The sequence below is a fragment of the Dialister succinatiphilus genome (assembly GCF_928721695.1).
In the GTDB taxonomy this organism is placed as follows: Bacteria; Bacillota; Negativicutes; order Veillonellales; family Dialisteraceae; genus Dialister; species Dialister succinatiphilus.
In genome coordinates this window covers 1,142,080-1,162,677 of sequence record NZ_OV788641.1, presented here as the reverse complement: position 1 = coordinate 1,162,677, position 20,598 = coordinate 1,142,080, and the positions used below count along the sequence as shown (strand labels likewise).

At 53.3% G+C, this 20,598-nt stretch carries 12 protein-coding genes; all 12 read right to left on the bottom strand.

From position 1 onward, the window contains the following. Positions 1-909: 909 nt before the first annotated feature. The 12 genes from NW747_RS04790 to NW747_RS04735 all read right to left on the bottom strand — a co-directional run bounded on the left by NW747_RS04790 (position 910) and on the right by NW747_RS04735 (position 19,775). Positions 910-2,229, bottom strand: coding sequence for an S-layer homology domain-containing protein (locus tag NW747_RS04790; protein WP_273188206.1), 1,320 nt, complete (start codon positions 2,227-2,229; stop codon positions 910-912). Positions 2,230-2,719: 490 nt separating this feature from the next. After that, positions 2,720-3,175 carry a Fur family transcriptional regulator gene (locus tag NW747_RS04785; protein WP_008860634.1) on the bottom strand — a complete coding sequence of 152 codons (456 nt, stop codon included), beginning with the start codon at positions 3,173-3,175 and terminating at the stop codon, positions 2,720-2,722. Positions 3,176-4,990: 1,815 nt separating this feature from the next. Next, complete coding sequence (locus NW747_RS04780; protein WP_008860626.1) at positions 4,991-6,478, bottom strand: aldehyde dehydrogenase family protein; 1,488 nt, start codon at positions 6,476-6,478, stop codon at positions 4,991-4,993. A gap of 1,318 nt (positions 6,479-7,796) precedes the next feature. Next, a complete protein-coding gene (locus NW747_RS04775; RefSeq protein WP_273188205.1) occupies positions 7,797-9,074 on the bottom strand; it encodes an S-layer homology domain-containing protein in 1,278 nt (425 codons plus the stop codon). A gap of 553 nt (positions 9,075-9,627) precedes the next feature. Beyond that, positions 9,628-10,995: a 23S rRNA (uracil(1939)-C(5))-methyltransferase RlmD gene (rlmD, locus tag NW747_RS04770; RefSeq protein WP_273188204.1), complete on the bottom strand. Its 1,368-nt coding sequence runs from the start codon at positions 10,993-10,995 to the stop codon at positions 9,628-9,630. A gap of 442 nt (positions 10,996-11,437) precedes the next feature. Further along, entirely contained in the window at positions 11,438-11,839 is a 402-nt protein-coding gene (locus NW747_RS04765) for an HI0074 family nucleotidyltransferase substrate-binding subunit (protein WP_273097311.1), read from the bottom strand. Beyond that, on the bottom strand, positions 11,823-12,116 hold the full coding sequence (locus NW747_RS04760; RefSeq protein ID WP_273188203.1) for a nucleotidyltransferase family protein: 294 nt from the start codon (positions 12,114-12,116) through the stop codon (positions 11,823-11,825). The genes NW747_RS04765 and NW747_RS04760 overlap by 17 nt, the downstream gene beginning before the upstream one ends. Before the next feature lie 162 nt (positions 12,117-12,278). Then, entirely contained in the window at positions 12,279-12,425 is a 147-nt protein-coding gene (locus NW747_RS04755; RefSeq protein WP_273188202.1) for a hypothetical protein, read from the bottom strand. A gap of 311 nt (positions 12,426-12,736) precedes the next feature. Then, on the bottom strand, positions 12,737-13,513 hold the full coding sequence (locus NW747_RS04750) for a TatD family hydrolase (RefSeq protein ID WP_273188201.1): 777 nt from the start codon (positions 13,511-13,513) through the stop codon (positions 12,737-12,739). Next, the gene (locus tag NW747_RS04745) at positions 13,510-15,243 is read right to left on the bottom strand and encodes a sensor domain-containing diguanylate cyclase (protein ID WP_273188200.1); all 1,734 of its coding nucleotides are present in this window, start codon (positions 15,241-15,243) and stop codon (positions 13,510-13,512) included. Before NW747_RS04745 ends, NW747_RS04750 begins: the two co-directional genes overlap by 4 nt. 950 nt (positions 15,244-16,193) lie before the next feature. Further along, the gene (gene lonC, locus NW747_RS04740) at positions 16,194-18,107 is read right to left on the bottom strand and encodes a Lon family ATP-dependent protease (protein ID WP_273188199.1); all 1,914 of its coding nucleotides are present in this window, start codon (positions 18,105-18,107) and stop codon (positions 16,194-16,196) included. A 639-nt stretch (positions 18,108-18,746) separates the two neighbouring features. Beyond that, positions 18,747-19,775, bottom strand: a complete 1,029-nt coding sequence (locus NW747_RS04735) for a deoxyguanosinetriphosphate triphosphohydrolase (protein ID WP_273188198.1) — start codon at positions 19,773-19,775, stop codon at positions 18,747-18,749. Positions 19,776-20,598 lie beyond the last annotated feature (823 nt).

Sequence of the window (20,598 nt, the reverse complement as noted above, 5' to 3'; positions counted from 1 at the left end):
CCCTTCTTCCCGAAGCGAAACAGGAAGGCCGCCGTTCCTGTGAAATCTCCCATGATTACGAGCTTTTCATCTCTTTTGCTTCCGCCTTGGACAGAAGAAAGAGTGACTGATATTCAATTTTATTTTGTAGTGCTTATAGATATTTTTTATTATAGACACGCCTTCGGCGTGAGGGTTCATAGGGTTCTTAGGGTTCTTAAGTTTGACGGCCTTTCAGGCCGAGGGTTGTGGTGGCGGCTGACGCCGCAGATTATAAAAAAGGGGCGCGGCTCCGCCGCGGGTTGTGTAGAAGGGTTGTGAAGGGAAAGGTTCTTAGGATGGACCGGCCTCGCGGCCGGAGGGTTCTTAAGTTTGACGGGGCTTTTGGCCCCGAGGGTGGTGGTATCGCCCTATCGGGCGATGAGTATAAAGTCGACGTTACGGGATTGGCTTTCTGTATCACATGGCATGATAAGCATTCTGTGATTGGCTCACTGCGTTCGCCTCCCCCTTTCCCGCTGCGCGGGACTTCCCCCTATGCAGGGGGCAGAATAAAACACCGCGAGACAATCTTCTCGTAAATCCTCCGCTCGAGATGACGGTGTTGGCAAGCGCCCCTCTCGTCATTTCGACCGAAGCGAAGCGAAGTGGAGAAATCTCACTCCTCAATAGTCTAAGAAGCATTGGGGCGGGAGATCTCTCGACTCAGAGCATCATAGGAGCATTTTCCATCTGTCTCCCATACCGACATGCAGCTCCGCTCGAGATGACGAAAGTGCCGTGGCGCCCTTCGGGCGCAGATTATAAAGAAAGGGGCGTCGCTTCGCCGCGGGTTGCATCGCTTTTGTTCAGGGGGCGGGGAGAAAGGGTCTTATGTTCAAAAAGCCATAAAAAAAGAACTCCCGAAGGAGTTCTCTTTTTTCATTCTCATTAGAATGCGTAGTTCAGTTCGATGCCCCAGGTGTCGTCGGGATCTTCGGTGCTGCCGGATGCTTTGGCTGCGAAGTTGTAGTAAGCGTCCAGTTCTACGTTCTTCTGGAGTGCTACGCCTGCGCGGGCTACCCAGAAATGAACATCGGAGTTTTCATCGAAGCCATACTGCAGCTGGTCGGTGAGGTCCAGAGCGGAGTTACCGAGGAGGATAGAGCCTGCATCAGCCTTTACATAGTGTGCACCCAGCTGCCAGGTACCTGGTTTATCGGTATCAACTGCGCCATAGGTGAGACCTGCGGTCCACAGAGCTGCGTCTTTGGTGCCGTTCTTAGCATTCTTTGTCTTTACATAGTCACCATCAAGGGTGAAGTTGCTGTGACCAAGACCGATGGTAGCGCCAGCGCCCCAGGTGGAGAGGTCTTTGCCTTTGTAAACATCATAATCGCCATCGCGGCTATCCAGATAGAAAGCAGAAATATCAGCGCCGTCAGCTACATGGCCGGTCAGTTTTGCAAACCAGTTTTCAGTCTTGCTCTTTGCAGTATAAGCTTTTCCGATTTCGTCATCGCCATACTTCCAAGCATTTTCAGCGGACTTCAGATAACCATAGCCTGCATCGATACCGATCTTGCCATTGTCCCAGCCAGCGGTGATGCCATCATACTGTCCATCTTCATCCCAGAATGTACCGGTCTGGTCAAGAGCTACGCCCTGACGGCCGATTCTGACATAGGTCTGGTCATTCGGTGTCCATTCAGAGTAGATGCGGTCCATGGTGGTGTCGCCATCATCATCTTCTGCATTCTTGAAGTACATATTGGTCACGAAACGGCCGTTAACGGTGACCTGGTCATTGACCTGGCCTTTTACGTTGATACGCATACGGCCATTCCAGGTATCTTTGTCCTTTGCTTTGCCTTCATCATTCAGGTTGTGCTGGTACTGCATACGAGCATCGCCGGACCAGTAAATATTGCCCACTTTCTTTTCCAGGTTGGAAACGCGAACGCCCAGGTTAGCCAGTTCGTCAGCGTATTCGCCAGCCAGTTTGTCAAGGGTTGCACGCTGTTCAGCGTTCAGCTGGTCTTCTTTTGCCATGAGGCGGGCAATGATCTGAGCCAGTTCATAACGGGTAATGTTTCTTTCGCCTTTGAAGGTACCATCCGGATAACCTTCTACAACGCCCTGGTCGGAGAGGTCGGATACTGCCTGGTAAGCCCAGTCATCAGTGGAAACATCAGAGAATGGATTGGCTGCGAAAGCGGAAACGCCAGCAGTCAGTGCAGCAGCAGCTGCGATTGCGAGAATCTTTTTCATCGTTCTTCGCTCCTTATATAAACAGATATGATCCTGCATAGGGGAAAAATCCTGAAAAAGAATGTCTGCGCGAGTGACCGTGTTTCCTCTGCTCTTCTTTTTCTTTCCTTTTCCTGTCCAAAAGGCAGGACTCCTTTGGACTTTCTCATTATATCATATTTATTAGAAATTAACAAATTTCCGTTATGTATATTATTATAAAACAATACTATAATCTTTGATAAAATGTATGATTTTCTCATTAAATGAGAAACAGTTCTTTAGAAGGCTTATTCTCAAATAGGGATATTTCATCATTTTTGATGCGATAGAAAGGGCTCTTTTCCTTTTACCTTCTCTTCTATTTTGAGAATGATTTTCTCTCTACCGTCTATTCTGAGAATGGTTTTCTCTATTTCAGTCTGTCAAGTTTTGAGAAAGCGGGTGTCCAAGAAAAAGAGGACTGCCAAATGATGGTCATTTGGCAGTCCTCCCGAGATTCTCTTTATCATTATAATAATTCCATTTTCCCCTTATGCTCCTCTGCTTTTCCGGAAGCCCGGCATTCGCGGCAGTATCCGTAGATTTCCACCTTCGGCTCCGCCACTTCAAAGCCGTATTCCTCGTCCATGTGCTGCCGGTATCCTTTCTCCAGATCCACATCCACCGGGAAAATACGGTGGCAGGAAAGGCAGATGGCATAGTACACCGGCGTGTCATGGGCATATTCATAGCGGGTGAGGCCGTCGGACATGGTGGTGGACCGATAGAGCAGCCCTTTCTCCGCCAAGGCTTCGCAGTTGCGATACACCGTGGACAGACTGAGGCGGGTGTCCTTGCCCCGTACCAGCTCATACACCTCTCCTGCCGTAAGGGGCAGGCTCTTCTCCAGGACTTTTAAAATCATAATCCGCGCTTTCGTCCTTTTCAGATGCTTCTTTACCAGTATATCTTCCAAACTTGCCATGCTTTTCTCCTTATGATTTTTCATTCCTTTGAGTACATAGTATACTATTTACTTGATTATATGGGATTTTCTCTATCCAGTCAAGGGAAAGTTCTATGAGGGCCGCCGCAGGCGGCCCGGGTTCAGAGGGTTTAGAGGGGAAAGGTTCTTAAGATGGATGGGCCTTCGGCCCAAGGGTTCTTAAGTTTGACGGCCTTTCAGGCCGAGGGTTGTGGTATCGCCCGCAGGTGCACAGCGAACACATTTTGAAGGAGCGCTAGCGACGCGCAAAATGTAGTGAGTCGTTTCCCCTTTAGGGGGCGATGAGTATAAAGTCAGCGTTACGGGATTAGTTTTCTATATCATATGACATGATAAGCATTCTGCGAATTGGCAGGATTACCACCGTCCACACCGACTTCGCTGGATGGCATCTCACTGGATTCGCGGGTCGCGAGGCTCCCCTATGAATCCAGTTCGCTTGCACACCCTTCGCCACTTTGTGGCCCTCTTCCCCTAAAGGGGACGCAAGGAGCGTTACGGGATTGGCTGTCTGTGTCATATGTGACACAATATCCAGTGCCACCTATTTTCTCGTTTCCCCTTGAGGGGAAATGCCTCGAAGAGGCAAAAGGGTGTACGGGGCAGAGCACCGATAGGATGCTCCATCGCTATCCTGACCGCCAATCGGCGGCCCCCTGAGCAGAGCGATGCGCAAAATGTAGTGAGTCGTTTCCCCTTTAGGGGGCGATGAGTTTTATAATGCCGCCTGCGGCGGTCACGTCAGCATAGAGTATCATAATCAGGATTACCACCGTCCACCCCTTCGCCACTTTGTGGCCCTCTTCCCCTAAAGGGGACGCAAGGAGCGTTACGGGATTGGCTTTCTGTATCACATGGCATGATAAGCATTCTGTGATTGGCTCGCTGCGTTCGCCTCCCCCTTTCCCGCTGCGCGGGACTTCCCCCGCAAGCGGGAGCAGAACAACCCGTGCTTAGCGTAGAGCCACTTTATGAAAAAATAGCCTTACGGAGCTTTATTGTGCCCCCGCTTGCGGGGGAAAGGTGGTGGCGCCAGCCACCAAAGGGGGAAACTCCGGAATGGTGCATGAAGTGTATGACTCCCCGTTTTTTCCCTCATATCTCTCGTTTCCCCTTGAGGGGAAATGCCTCGAAGAGGCAAAAGGGTGTACGGGACAGAGCACCGATATGATGCTCTATCGCTATCCTGACCGCCAATCGGCGGCCCCCTGAGCGAAGCGACGCGCAAAATGTAGTGAGTCGTTTCCCCTTTAGGGGGCGATGAGTTTTATAATGCCGCCTTCGGCGGTCACGTCCACATCAAGTATCATAATCAGGATTACCACCGTCCACCCCTTCGCCACTTCGTGGCCCTCTTCCCCTAAAGGGGACGCAAGGAGCGTTAACAGTAAGCACGGGTTATAGTGCCACCGCTTGCGGGGGAAAGGTGGTGGCGCCAGCCACCAAAGGGGGAATGTATTTCCGACGCCCGCAGGGCGGTTGTATGGTTTTTCCTCGGGCAAAAGCCCGGTTGTTAGGTTTTATCATAAGAGGGCGCCTTCTATAAATGTAAGGCGCCCACCATAACCCTCGCGCCGGAGGCGCGTCAAACCTAAGAACCCTCGGAGCGATAGCCCCGTCAAACTTTAGAACCTTCAAGCCCCATAGGGGCTTGTCCATAAGGCGTGTCAACCTTCGGGAATACTGGAAAGCACCGTCTCGGTCCCGATCCCGACCTACAGTTTCTCCGGGGCTTCCTATTTCTTTCCATAAAAAAACTCCCTTCCCGAGGGAAAGGAGTTTTTTCAGCAGTCATTATTTAATGTCGTACATGCCGCTGACGCCTTCTTTGAGGTTGATGTAGATGTTCTTCATCTGGCTGTAGTGTTCCAGCATGACTTTGTGGGTTTCTCTGCCGATGCCGGACTGTTTGTAGCCGCCGAAGGGAGCGCCTGCAGGGAGGTCGTTGTAGGTGTTGACCCACATACGGCCGGTGCGGACTCCGCGGGCTACTTTGAGGGCGGTGTTGATGTTCTTGGTGAATACAGCGCCGCCAAGGCCGTAAACGCTGTCGTTGGCCAGGGCGATGACTTCATCGGCGGTTTTGAATTTCTGGATTACTACCACTGGTCCGAAGATTTCTTCCTGGCATACGCGGTCGCTGTTCTTGTCGGTGACAAGGATGGTGGGTTTCATGAAGAAGCCTTTGTCGCAGCCGTTTTCGGTGTATCTTTCGCCGCCGGTAATGAGTTTGGCGCCTTCGTCAATGCCGATCTGTACATATTTCAGTACTTTGTCCTGCTGGGATTTGTAAATCTGGGCGCCCAGCTGGGTTTCTGGATCTGTGGGATCACCGATCTTTACGCTTTCAAAGGTGGCTTTCAGGTGTTTTACAAATTCGTCAAAAATGCCTTCCTGTACGAAGAGGCGGGAGCCTGCGCAGCATACCTGGCCCTGGTTGAAGAGGATGCCTTTGCATGCGCCGTCTACGGCCTGGGCCAGGTCTGCATCGTCAAATACGATGTTGGCAGATTTGCCGCCCAGTTCCAGGGTAACGGGGATGAGTTTGTCGCAGGCAGCCTGGTATACGCCGTGGCCGACTTCGGTGGATCCGGTGAAGGCCAGTTTGTCCAGGTCCGGGTGATCAAGGAGCCACTGGCCGGATTTGGAGCCTTTGCCGGTGATGACGTTCAATACGCCCTTCGGAAGTACATCCTGGATGAGACGGGTGAGTTCCATGAGGGAGAGGGATGTGTGGGAAGATGGTTTAATGACGATGGTGTTTCCGGCTGCCAGGGCAGGAGCCAGTTTCCAGCATGCCATGGTGAAGGGGAAGTTCCAGGGAATGACCTGGCCTACTACACCTACCGGTTCATGGAGAATGAGGGACAGGGTGTTGTCGTCCAGCATGGTGGCAGAGCCTTCCCATGCACGGAGGCAGCCTGCAAAGTAGCGGAAATGGTCGCTGCCCAGGGGAATGTCGGCAGCTTTGGTTTCACGGATAGGTTTGCCGTTGTCCAGTGTTTCCACCAGTGCCAGGTGGTCTGCATTGGCATCAATAATATCTGCAATTTTCAGCAGGATGTTCTGTCTTTCAATAGGAGATGTCTTGGACCAGGCCGGAAGGGCTGCTCTTGCTGCCTTCACTGCGCTGTCCACGTCTTCTTTGGTTGCTTCTGCGAAATAAGCCAAGTGCTCGCCATTTGCCGGATTGTGGGCGTCAAAGGTAGCGCCGTCAGAAGCCGGAACGAATTCGCCGTTAATAAAGAGTCCATACTGTTCCTGAATGTCTGCTTTTGCCATACTAATACCTTCCTTTCAATCACTTGCGGGGTAAATCCCCTTTGTATGAGATGCTCCGCCGGAGTTTGTACGATATCCGGTAGTCCGACGGGATGTTTCTTTCAGCAGCAGTAAGAAATACAACCTTTCATACTGTTCGATAGTCACTTTCTTCTGCTTCATTGCTGTAGTCATAGTATATCATGGACCGTTACAATATTCAAGAGTCTCGATAAGCATGAATGATGATTTTCTATGTGTTGGCTACGCCCTTGGACACACCTGCGGTGTGAAGGTTCAAAAGGTTCAAAAGGTTCAGAGGGTAGTGGTGGCGGCTGAAGCCGCAGATTATAAAAAAAGCCGGCCCGCGCCCCCGTCATTTCGACCGAAGCGAAGCGGAGTGGAGAAATCTCCCCCTCTGATGGTACGGGCGACATTGGGGCGGGAGATCTCTCGACTCAGAGTATCATCGGAGCGGTTACCGTCTGTCTCCCATACCGGCACGCAGCCCCGCTCGAGATGACGGTGGCGGCGAGCGCCCCTCTCGTCATTTCGACGAAAGCGTTGCGGAGTGGAGAAATCTCCTCCCTCTGATGGTACGGGCAGCAATGAGGCGGGGAATCTCTCGACTCAGAGTATCATCGGAGCGGTTTTCCTCTGCCCCATACCGACACGCAACCCCACTCGAGATGACGATGGTGGCGAGCGCCCCTCTCGTCATTTCGACGAAAGCGTTGCGGAGTGGAGAAATCTCCTCCCTCTGATGGTACGGGCGACATTGGGGTGGGAGATCTCTCGACTCAGAGTATCATCGGAGCGTTTTCCATCTGCCCTCCATACCGACGCGCAGCCCCGCTCGAGATGACGGTGGCGGCGAGCGCCCCTCTCGTCATTTCGACCGTAGCGGAGCGGAGTGGAGAAATCTCCTCCCTCTGATGGTATGGGCAGCATTGGGGCGGGAGATCTCTCGACTCAGAGTATCATGGGAGCGATTACCGTCTGTCCCCCATGCCGACACGCAGCCCCGCTCGAGATGACGGTGGCGGCGAGCGCCCCTCTCGTCATTTCGACCGTAGCGGAGCGGAGTGGAAAAATCTCCTCCCTCTAATGGTACGGGCAGCATTGGGGCGGGAAATCTCTCGACTCAGAGTATCATCAAAGCGTTTTCCATCTGTTTCCCATACCGACGCGCAGCCCCGCTCGAGATGACGAAAGAGCCGTGTCACCCTACCGTCATGTTAAAAAAGGGGCACGGCTGGCGCCGGAGTCTTTGGCCGTCAGGATGTAGAAAAAAAAAGCCCCTCATTTCGAGGAGCTTCTTTTTTCATTCTAATGAAAATTAGAATACATAGTTCAGGGATACGGATGCTACATCATCGTAGTCGGTATCGGTGCCTTTGGTCTTTACGTCGAAGCTGTATTCGCCGTGGAGTCTTACGTTCTTAGCGAGGGTTACATCGCCTTCTGCACGCCAGAATTTAACTTCTTTGACGTCTTTGTTCAGAAGAGCGTCCAGTGGGGAAGCATCGTAGGTGTAAGCACCGAGGAATGCATTTCTTTCAGCGTCTACATAGGAAGCAGCTACACGGAAGGAGCCGACTTTAGCATTATCCTGTTTGCCGTAGCCAAGGCCTGCAGTCCAGAGATCCGGATCGCCTTTGGCATCGGTGTTCTTGTAGTAGTCACCGAATACGTCGAAGCCGCCGCCAAGGCCTGCGGTGAGGCCTGCGCCCCAGATGTTGACTTTGTTGGAGCTGGTGCCGTTCACATAGTCTACGTCATAAGCAAAGCGTCCTGCTTCGCCGGAGAACTGTGCGTAGGCATATTCATGTTTATCAGTGATGTTGTCTGCATAGTCTCCGTTCCAGTCTTCGAAGCGGCCATAGCCTACTGCCAGGTTGGCTGCATCATTTGCATGGAATGCCACTTCAGCGCCTTTGATTTCAGAATCGAAGAATACGCCGGTCTGGCCGAAGAACTGGTCATATTTGCCAAGGGTAGCTTCTACCTTGTCGCCGAATGCATGACGAACATAGAGTCTCTGCATGTAGGTATCGCTGGTTTCGCTGTCTTTGAAGTTCATATCAGAACGGAGCAGGCCATTCACATAGGTGGAGTCATTGACCTGGCCCTTTACGTTGATACGGATACGGCCAACGTATTTGTCATCAGCTTTGCCTGTATAATGGGTAACTGCGTCTTTGCCGGTGCCGGTTTCATAGGTTTTGTAGCCCTGAGCAAATTTCATGTAGCCGTTGCCGGACCAGGAGATGTTGCCTACTTTCTTTTCCAGGTTGGAAACGCGAACGCCCAGGTTAGCCAGTTCGTCAGCGTATTCGCCAGCCAGTTTGTCAAGGGTTGCACGCTGTTCAGCGTTCAGCTGGTCTTCTTTTGCCATGAGGCGGGCAATGATCTGAGCCAGTTCATAACGGGTAATGTTTCTTTCACCTTTGAAGATGCCGTCCGGGTAGCCTTCTACCACGCCCTGGTCGGAGAGGTCGGATACTGCCTGGTAAGCCCAGTCATCGGTGGAAACATCGGAGAATGGATTTGCTGCGTAAGCGGATACGCCAGCGGTGAGTGCAGCTGCAGCTGCCAGTGCGAGAATTTTTTTCATAGTTCTTCGCTCCTTTAGAAAAATATATGGATAACCTGCCCTTTCTGAAGGAGTGAAAATACTTTTGCAAGAGTGTCCATGTTTCCTCTGCTTACCCTCTCTCCTTCCATATCTCCCGGGCCAGAAATATGCTTTTTTCAGCATACTATAAATATATAATTATACGCAATAGGGAATATTTATTTTTATATAATTCTAATCATCATTTCTATGAAAACTTTCAGAATGTCAAAAAAAGGAGCCCTTCACGGACTCCTCTTCGAATCTAAATCTGACCATTTATGAACTTGTAAGTATCATAAACCAGATGGCAGGAAAATGCAAGGGCTATGCATCAATTGGTATACATCAGATGGAGGCGCCCAAGTCAAAGGCTTCCCTGTGGAGGACATGTGGTGAAATCAGAATTCTTTTCATGACCTGCTCTCCTTTGGATTTTTACCCTTATTTTATAGGCGTCCCGGGAAATGATCAATGGACGGAAACTGTTCATGGTTCGCAAAAGGGGCTGTAAAGAAATGATTTACAGTCCCTTTCTGATTTCGTCCTATGTTTACTTGACTATCAGGGCCACCGTTTCCACGTGCATGGTCTGGGGGAACATGTCTACCGGCTGGACTTTTTTGAGGGTATATCCGAGGCCGGCGAGAACTTTTGCATCTCTGGCGAAGGTGGCGGGGTTGCAGGAAACGTAGACCATGCGTTTCGGTTCCATGGCGACAGCGGCCTTCAGCACATCTTCGTTGCAGCCGGCACGGACGGGGTCCATGACAATGACGTCGGGGCGCAGGCCTTCTTTATAGAGTTTCGGCATGAGCTTTCCTGCATCGGCGGCATGGAATTCCACATTTTCCACATGGTTGAAATCGGCATTTCTTCCGGCGTCTTCAATGGCTGCTTCCACGATTTCAATGCCGATCACTTTTTTCGCTTTCTTTGCCAGACAGAGGGAAATGGTGCCGGTACCGCAGTAAGCGTCTATGACCGTTTCGCTGCCGGTAAGGTCTGCGTATTCCAGGGCTTTGGCGTACAGTTTCTCTGCCTGGTCTTTATGAACCTGGAAGAAGGAGAAAGGCGACACCTCAAAGGAAAGGCCTGCCAGGGTGGCCGTGAGGGTTTTCCGGCCCCAGAGGTGGTGAAGGGTCTGTCCCAGAATCACATTGCCCGGGCTTTTCTGTACGTTGTGGTAGATGGAAACCACTTCCGGCAGGAGCTGTCGCATTTCTTTCACCCAGAGTTCCGCAAAGGGAAGGGCCGGCGTGGCGGTGACGATGACCACCATCACTTCTCCCTTGTCCCCGGTTCTTGCCATGATATGACGCACAGAGCCTTTGCGGGATTTCTCGTTGTACCCCTGGACATGGTGCCTTGCCATGAAACCCTGGGCAAAGCGGAGGACCCGGTTGTTTTCTTCTTCCTGGATGAGACAGCCGTCAATGGGCACCACCTGATGGCTGCCCTGGCGGTAGTAGCCAATCACCGGACCGCCGGTGACCTGGGATACAGGCACGGCCATTTTGTTCCGGTAGTTCCAGGGATGGTCCGCAGGAAGAATGGGAAGCACCAGGTTTTCCGAAAATCCGCCCAGACGGCTCACCACGTCTTTCACCCGCTTTTCTTTCAGCGCCAGCTGGCCTTCATAGGTGAGATGGGAAATCTGGCAGCCGCCGCAGGCATGGTAGGCAGGGCATTCCGGCTTTGTGCGGAAGGGAGAGGGGCTGTCTACGGAAATCAGCCTTCCCTGGGCATAGGATTTCTTGGCTGACACGATACGGGCAGTCACCGTCTCTCCCGGCAGGGCGCCGGGCACAAAAACGGTGAAATCTTCGACGGAACCGATGCCTTCCCCATGAATACCCAGGTCGCGTATGGAAAGGGTGTAGGTTTCGTTCATTTTTACAGGAATATTTCTTTTGGTCATAGGAGACTCCTTATTTATGGGGCCGCTCCGCGGCCCCGGGGTCAGAGGATGCGCCCAGAGGGCGCAAAGGGGCGCGGCTCCGCCGCAGGTTGTGTAGAAGGGTTGTGTTCGCTTCGCTCAGGGGGCGACGGCCCTTCGGGCCGAGGGTGATGGTGGCGTCCTTCGGGCGCAGATTATAAAAAAAGCCGGCCCGCGCCCTCCGTCATTTCGACCGAAGCGGAGCGGAGTGGAGAAATCTCCCCCTCTGATGGTACGGGCGGCATTACGGTAGGAGATCTCTCGACTCAGAGCATCATCAATGCGTTTTCCCTCTGCCCCATACCGACACGCAGCTCCGCTCGAGATGACGGTGGTGGCGAGCGCCCTCCGTCATTTCGACCGAAGCGAAGCGGAGTGGAGAAATCTCACTCCACCATGGTCAAGAAAGCATTGAGGCCGCTCTTTAATCCTCCGCTTCTTTCAGTTTTTTCTCCAACGTCTTGGCCAGTCTGGCGAAGGCGGGAATGAAGCTGTCTTTAATGAGAAGAACCAGTTCGTCTATTTCATTTTCATCATACATATGGACGGACTGATTTCTTTTCCTCAGCATGAGGAGCCATACGGGCTGATCGTCCACGAATCCCACTTTATAGCCCAGCTGGAGAATTTCTCTGGGAGAACCGGTTTCTGCTTCCTGCACGCCATGAAGACGCAGAACCTGCTGCAGGGCTTTCCACGCCAGTTCGAAGGTAAGGTTGAACTGGCCGATAATGCCGGTGCGGTAGATTTCATCATTCTCTGCCAGGGAGAAGTCCGCTTTTTCCAGTACCTTAAGGCAGCTTAGGAAGTTATCGAGTTTTTTCATAAATCACCACTCCGTCTCGGTCCAATTCTTTCTGCAATTCTTCGGAAATACCATCATCCAGGTTCACCACATCAAACATAAGGAGGGAATGGACATCATTTTTAATATCCCTGTAGAAGCTGTCGAAATCTCCCCCGCTGACGGCAATGTCTATGTCGCTCCGTTCTGTATGGGTGCCTCTGGCCCGGGATCCGAACAGGATAATCCTTTGAATGTGGTTTTTAGCGGCCAATTTTGAAATATCCCGGAGCACTCTGGCAGGAAGATGGATGGGCATGATGGGCTCCTTTCTTTGAACGCGCCTGCGGCGCTGAGGGTTCAGAGGGTGGTGGTGCTATGGGGCCGCTCCGCGGCCCGGGTTCATAGGGTTCTGAAGGTTCGGCCTGCCTTTGGCAGGCTGGTTCAAAGGGTGGCGGTGGCGCCCTTCGGGCGCAGAGTTTTATAATCCGCCTGCGGCGGTCACGTCAGCATAGAGTATCATAATCAGGATTACCACCGTCCACCCCTTCGCCACTTCGTGGCCCTCTTCCCCTAAAGGGGACGCAAGGAGCGTTACGGGATTGGCTGTCTGTGTCATATGTGACACAATATTCAGTGCCACCTATTTTCTCGTTTCCCCTTGAGGGGAAGTCCCGCGAAGCGGGAAAGGGTGTACGGGGCAGAGCACCGATAGGATGCTCCATCGCGGTCCTGACCGCCAATCGGCGGCCCTCTGAGCGAAGCTCGGTTGGACGGTTTTCGCTGCCCCAGGCAGCGGCATATAAAACTACCCTCTGAACCAGCCCGCTCTGTGGGTCGAACCCATCGTTCGGTGCGCAGCACACGAACGATAGAACCCGGGCGCCGAAAGGCGCCTGAACCCTCAAGCTCCAAAGGGGCTTGTCCATGAAGCTTCTTCTATCGAATGCCGAAGACTTTTTCCGTATTTTCCAATGCGTGAAGGCGGAGGTCTTCTGCTGTGACGTGCATGTAGGAGGCCAGGGTTTCTACGACGTAGGTAATGTTCTGGGGGACGTTGGTCCTTTTGAGGTGGAAGCCCCGGGGTGTGAGGTAGGGGGCGTCGGTTTCTACCATGACCCGGCTGAGGGGGAGGATGGAGACGGCGTCTCGGAGGGCGTCTCCTCTTCTTTCGTCGCAGATCCAGCCGGTAATGCCGATGTAGAAGCCCAGGTCCAGCAGTTTCCGGAGGGTTTCCTTATTTCCGGTGAAGCAGTGGACCACGGACAGGGGGCAGATGGACTCGTGGCCTTTGAAGCAGTGCAGGAAGTCATCTTCCGCATCTCTCAGATGGAGGAACATGGGTTTATGCAGTTCTTCGGCCAGGGCGATGAGTTTTTTGAAATAGTGCAGCTGGTTTTCTTTTTTGGCATACATGTGGTCATAGTCCAGGCCTGTTTCTCCCACCATCCTGATGGCAGGATTGGTGAGGATGATTTCACGGATGCGCTGAAGGTCTTCTTCTCTGGCGTCATCGGTGCTGTGGGGATGGATGCCAGCGGTGCCCAGAAGGCCGTGTTTCTTTGTGAAATCGTTCACCAGTTCGTTGTCTTTCCGGTCGGAGCCGGTAAGTATGCATCTGACACCGGCTGCTTCGGCATCTTCGATGATTTTTTCCGGATGGGGAAAGGAGGGAGTGAAAAGGTTGAGGCCTATGTCGTAGTATCGTATGTTCATGATTCCTTCTGTTCTTTTTCGTAAAGGAAGATGTAGAATACATCTCCATAGTTGGCATTGTGGCTCCGGTGGCCCCGGATTTCTACAGGGCGGAGGTTTCCACTTTTGGTAAGGACATTGGCCGTAATGAAATAGAAATGGTGCCGGTTGAAAGGATTCTCCAGCTGCCGGTCAATGGCTGCCCTGGCCATCTCCTTTTCCGAATCAGGGAAAATCCGGTCCAGGGACATTTTCGTATATTTCATGAAATCATCGAGGCTGTCGCATTCCATGAATTCCACGAGGGTGCTGCTGGCAAAGAGGATACTCCTGTCGTCCGCCCTGTATACCGCCATGGCGCCGGGCATTTCATTTCCGATATCCGTGAGGTTGAAGCCCAGCTGGGTGCGGGTATCTTTCAGCCTGAGCTCCGGATCAAATTCCTTCCACCGGGATTTGCCGTTCAGCTTGGCGCCGTAGAGGGCATAATCCGCCTTAATGCAGAGGCTGCGATAGTCTTTGTCATGCTCCGGATAGCGGGCCAGGCCCAGGGAGGCGGAAAACCGGATTTCCTTTCCTTTATAGGTAATGAGGTGGGGGTTTTCTGTGAAACGGTCAATAGCCTCTGCCGCTTTCCCGCTCCAGCCATAGCCGCAGAAAATGATGAATTCGTCGCCGCCGTTTCTGGTAATAACAGCGCTCTGGCCGAAAGTTTCCTTCATATCCCTGGTAAACTGGCAGAGGGCCTCGTCCCCTGCCTCGTGACCGTAGACATCGTTTATGATTTTGAAATTGTCGATATCCACTGCCATGACCAGGGCCGGTTCATTCTCATGTTCTTCCAGATAGTGCCTCACCGTCCAGTCGCCGCCGGTTCTGTTGTATACACCGGTCAAAGGATCGGTGGTACCCATACGGCGGAGGCGTGCATTGCGGCGGGCCAGCACGGCAAGGGTCAGGGCAGTCAATAAGCCTGCCCAGGTGATGAGGACCATGATCCAGGGATTTACCCAGGAACCTTCAGGGCGGAGATACAGGGTCCAGTGATCTCCATAGATTTCCCGGGACATAAACAGGGCGTCTTTTCTGTAATTCTCGTCTCCATAGACTTCGGAAGCCGTACCGTCTCCTTCTGTATGAATGAGGCCGCAGAGAATGTTCTGGTCTTCCAGATTTGATACATTGGCATCCTTCAGGAAGATGCGGGTATCAATAATGGCCAGAATATATCCCCAGAAATGGCGGTTTCCCTTGTCATCAGGCAGAAACACGGGACGAAGCACCACGATATCCCGGAGACCATCCCCCACTTCCATGGATGGTGTAATGCTCACATTGCCGGACCGGCGGACTTCACGGGCCAGATTATGCAGGGAGCTGTCCATGGGATTTTTGAAATCGCGGATATCCGTGTCCTGGTTGTACCCGGTAAAGGTGCCGTCATCCTGGATAATCTGGATGCTGCGAAGGGCGTTGTCCATTTTCACAAAGTCTGCCAGCTTCGCCTGATCAGGGACATGGGGGCCGCCGGGCTCCTTCACCCTTCCTTCCATGACACTGGTAATGGTGACATACCGCTCCAGAGACTGCTGAACCCAGGTGAGCCGGGCATTCCCTATTTCGCGGCAGTTGGTTTCTACATTGGTCCTGATGGAGTTGTAAAAAGCGGCGTCCAATAAGAGTACGGCCACAATGATAATAGAAAAAACGGGCATGGAAATATAACGGCTTATACCCGTCATCTTTTTCATACCCATCATCTCCTGATTTTATCTAACATGCGAGTTTCATTGCGTTCTATGAAAGTGGTCGTGGTTATAAAAATTATTATATATCATTTGGAAAATGAATGAAAGGGTTCAAAGGGGGCATTATAGGGCCACTCCGTGGCCCGGGTTCAGAAGGTTCAGAGGGGAAGGTTCTTAGGATGGACCGGCCTCGCGGCCGGAGGGTTCTTAAGTTTGACGGGGCCTTTGGCCCCCTGTGATTGTCCCACCGCCTGCGGGGGGAAGGTGGTACGCAGTACCAAAGGGGGAAAGGGTTCTTAAGGTTCTTAAGTTTGACGGCCCTTCGGGCCGAGGGTTGCGGATTGCCCTTATGGGCAATGCTTATAAAGTCAGCGTTACGGGATTGGCTTTCTGTGTCATATGGCATGATAAGCATTCTGGTGATTGGCTCACTGCGTTCGCCACCCCCTACCCGGCTTCGCCTTTGGACACACCTTCGGTGTGAGGGTTCACAGGGTTCAGAAGGTTCAAAGGGTTGTGGTATCGCCCTATCGGGCGATGAGTTTTATAATGCCGCCTTCGGCGGTCACGTCCACATCGAGTATCATAATCATTCTTACCCTCGTACATCCCTTCGCCACTTCGTGGCCCTCTTCCCCTAAAGGGGACGCAAGAACGTTACGGGATTGGCTGTCTGTGTCATATGTGACACAATATCCAGTGCCACCTATTTTCTCGTTTCCCCTTGAGGGGAAATGCCACGTAGTGGCAAAAGGGTGTACGGGGCTGAGCAGAGATATGACACTCTATCATTTTCCTGACCGCCAATCGGCGGCCCCCTGAGCGAAGCGATGCAACCTTTCTACACAACCCTTGGCACCGAGGGCCAGAGGCCCGATGGATGCCATAGGCCCCTCTGCGCCGCAGGCTCAGGCCCCTCCGCTAAATGGAAAAGGTCGGTCAGGGCGAATCCTTTATTTCACCAGCATGGTATCCAGTACGTCCCTGATATGGGTGACGGGGATGACTTCGATGCCAAGGGTTTTGGCGTCGATGTCCGCTTTATTTTCCGCCGGAATGAGGATGCCCTTCATGCCGGCCTGGCGGGCGCCGAAGGCTTTTTCCATGACGCCGCCCACCGGCTTCACGTCGCCGGAGAGGGAGATTTCTCCGGTAACGGCCAGGTCCTGGCGGAGGGGCCTGTTTTCCACGGCGGAGACAATGGCACAGGTAATGGCGGCGCCGGCAGAGGGGCCGTCTATGTTTCCTCCGCCTACGATGTTTACATGAAGGTCGTAGTCGGAAAGGTCTTTGCCGGTGACAAGGCGCACCACGGCGGCAGCGGTGGATACGGAGTCTTTGGCCATGGATCCGGCGGTGTCATTGAAGCGGATGGTGCCTTTGCCCTGAGTTCTGGCAGGGAAGGCGGCGGTTTCGATTTCAATGGTGCTTCCCCAGTAGCCTGCTACGCCCAGCCCGTAAATGTGGCCGACTCTGGGATTTCCTTTCTTCACCCTTCCCAGCCAGGGAGAGAGGCGGCTGGCCTGGGCGGTGCGTTTCATGAGGTCCAGGGTAATGGTCACATCTTTGGCTTCGCCGCTTTCATAGACGGAAAGGCCGTAGGCATCGGCCAGGAGGCTCACTGCTTTTCTGCCTTCCATGGTGTAGCTGCTGATGAGGTCTGCCACTCCTTTTTCCAGATGGACCTGCAGTTTGTCTGCTGCGTGGTTCACGATTTCCACCACGTCCTTGGGCTGGAGGGGGTCAAAGAACACTTCGGCGCAGCGGGAGCGGATGGCGGGATTGATTTCTTCAGGCTGCCTGGTGGTGGCACCGATAAGGATGAAATCGGCGGGCGCGCCGTCTTTGAACAGTTTCCTGATGTAGTCCGGCACGGCCGGATTGTCTTCGTCGTAGTAGGCCGATTCGAAATAAACTCTCTTATCTTCCAGTACCTTCAGCAGCTTGTTCAGCATCATGGGGTCCAGTTCACCAATTTCATCAATGAAGAGGACGCCGCCATGGGCTTCGGTGACCAGGCCCGGTTTCGGTTCCGGTATGCCGTCGTCTGCCAGCTGGCGGCTGGCGCCCTGGTAAATGGGGTCGTGGACGGAGCCGATGAGGGGATTGGTAATATCCCTTTCGTCCCAGCGGAGGGTGGTGCCGTCGCATTCTACAAAGGGTGCATTTTCCCCGAAGGCAGTGTAGGAAAGTTTCTTTGCTTCGTCCAGCACCAGCCGGGCAGCGGTGGTCTTTCCCACTCCCGGCGGTCCGTAGAGGATGAGGTGCTGAGGATAGGGGGAGGCAATGCGGGAGAAAAGGGCTTTCACCGCCCGGTCCTGGCCTACGATTTCCGAAAGGCTCCGGGGCCGCACCACATTCATAATGGTAGAGGTGAGCTTCACTTTGTCCAGGGCTTCCAGCTTTTCCATTTTACGGCGGCTCTGGGGTGTTTCGGTGTCTCCCGTTTCTTCATTAATGATTTCCTGGCGGATTTCATCCACATATTCCTGATGCCTTTCTTCCAGGCGATCGGCTATCTTTTCTTCCAGCTGCCGTTCCACGGCCTGCCGGGCCAGCATTTCCGCCAGCTTATCTTCCAGCTTGTCCAGAATGGATGGTATTTCTTCCTCCGTAGGCACCCTGGTATAGTCCCGGCTTTCCAGAATGAGCCGTTCCATGCCGATGAGGCGGATACGGGGGTTTTCATCATGTATATATTTCAGCGCATTATACCGGCTGGCCTGCACGATGATCTGCTCGGAGCCCATAATGCTGGCATAAATGCTGTAAATGGCATTGATCTGTCTTTTCAGCTCTTCATCGGAAAAGCTGCTGCCGTCTACGTGGTTCATGAGACGGCCGATTAAATCTTTTACATCTTCCAAAGAAATCCCCTCCTTTATTGTTATATTGACACGCCGCAGGCTGCTCCATGCAGATACGATGCTAAACTGTATTCCCGAAGGTTGACGCGCCCTTTGGGGCGCGAGGGTTGAGGCAGCCATCGGGCCTGACGGCCCTGGGCCGCCAGGGTTCTGTCCGGGACCGGCTACGCCTCCCGGACAGGTTGAGGGCTCCGCCCAGGGTAGTTATGTAGTATTGTGGAGGTCCTGCATAGGACCTCCAAGTCAGCCAAAGTAGGCCCTTAGCCTGCCCATTAAAGGGCTTACCTATTGGTTGGCTGACCGTGCCCGCTGGGGAGGTGGGCGCCTGTCGGCGCCATTTTATTGCCGCCTGTGGCGGCATATAAAACTCCCCTCTGAACCAGACAGGAGGCGAAGCCGATTCCGGCCCGAACCTATCGTTCGGCGCGAAGCGCACGAACGATAGAACCCAGGTGCCGAAAGGCACATGAACCCTCTTGCTTTCGGGATTACAACCTTCTGAAGTCTGACCGTCTGCCATCTATCTTCTACCTTCTATCGCCTGCCTGCTCCGCCCACTGATATTTATTTAGTGGACCGGTGAGCCAGCCAGAGTCATCAGCCATGCTTAACGACAGCAGGCAGCCGGCAGCCGCCGCTTCACTCTTTCTTGAATGTCCAGTACCGTGGCACGAAAATGTCTTCAAAGAGGTTAATGGCGAAGTTGTCGGTGAGGCCGGAAATGTAGTCCACCGCAGCCAGGGGAATATGTCCTCCCGCCAGACGGATCTGCTTTTCAGGAAGCCTGGTTTCATGGAAACTTCCATCGGCCCGCTTTTCCGTATAGTAGTTATAAAGCATTTTCACCACGTTGCTCCCCCGTTTCCGGTCAGGAATCAGGGCCTTTGACATGTATACCTCGTCAAACATGAACTGCCGGAAGGTTTTCAGCACTTCGTCCCCTTCCTTTGACATGTGGATGCCGTCTTCTTCGTTCTGCATGGAATTTTTCACCACGCTGGTGACGAGGGCGGTAATCATGGAGGAATGGGTGGTACCGATTTTATGCTTCACCATGTCCGGCAGATCCTCCGGACCGATGAGGCCCATGGTTTCTGCATCTTCATAATCATGGCAGAGGTAGGCGATGCGGTCGGCGTATTTAATGAGAGCCCCCTCCAGGGTATGGGCGGTGAGCTTCCCACAGTGGTTCAGCATGCCGTCCCGCACTTCCCCGGTCAGGTTCAGCCCCTGCCCTTCCTTTTCCAGTTTCTCCACAATGCGGACGCTCTGCTCATTGTGCTCGAAATGGCCGCATACTTCCTGCAGCGCCTGTTCCCCCACATGGCCGAAGGGCGTATGGCCCAGGTCATGGCCCAGGGCAATGGCTTCCACCAGATCCTCGTTCAGCCGAAGGGCCCTGGCCATGGTGCGGCCGATCTGGGCCACCTCCAGGGTATGGGTCATGCGGGTGCGGTAATGGTCTCCCCGGGGAGCGATGTAAACCTGGGTTTTATGTTTCAGCCGGCGGAAAGAATTACTGTGAAGGATCCGGTCCCGGTCCCTTTGGAAATCGGTGCGCAGCGGGTCCTTCTTCTCCTCCCTGTCCCGCCGTGCATTGGCGGAAAGAGCCGCCCGGTGGCAGAGGATTTTCTTCTCCAGTTCTTCACTTCGTTCGCGAATCAGCATGATGTCCCTCCTTTTTGAAATGGGATTGATTTCCTTTATTTTTATTATATCATCTATGGGGCCGCTCGGGCGGAGGGTTCAAAGGGTTCAGAGGGTTCAGAGGGTTCAAAGGGGGAAGGTTCTTAGGATTGACCGGCCCTATGGGCCGGAGGGTTCTTAAGTTTGACGGGGCCTTTGGCCCCGAGGGTTGTGGTGGCGGCTCCGCCGCAGATTATAAAAAAGGGGCGCGGCTCCGCCGCGGGTTGTGTAGAAGGGTTATGTTCGCTTCGCTCAGGGGGCAACGGCCCTTTGGGCCGAGGGTTGCGGTATCGCCCTTACGGGCGATGAGTTTTATAAGCCGCCTGCGGCGGTCACGTCAGCATAGAGTATCATAATCAGGATTACCACCGTCCACCCCTTCGCCACTTCGTGGCCCTCTTCCCCTAAAGGGGACGCAAGAACGTTACGGGATTGGCTGTCTGTGTCATATGGCATGTTAAGCATTCTGGTGATTGGCTCACTGCGTTCGCCACCCCCTATCCGGCTGTGCCGGACTTCTCCACGGGAAAGCGTGTCACACGATTCTCAGGTCGCTTCGCTTCCTTACGAATCGTGTTCCCTTGCCACCCCTATTCAGGGGGCAGAATAAAGCTCTGAAAAGCAGTCCTTTCATAAACAGCTCACAGCATAACGGAGCTTTATAGTGCCCCCTGAACAGGGGGAAAGGTGGTGGCGCCAGCCACCAAAGGGGGAATGCATTTCCTCGCCCGCAGGGCGGTTGTTAAGGTTTTATACAAACTGGCGCCTTCTATAATTTAGAGGCGCCCTACAACAACCCTCGCGC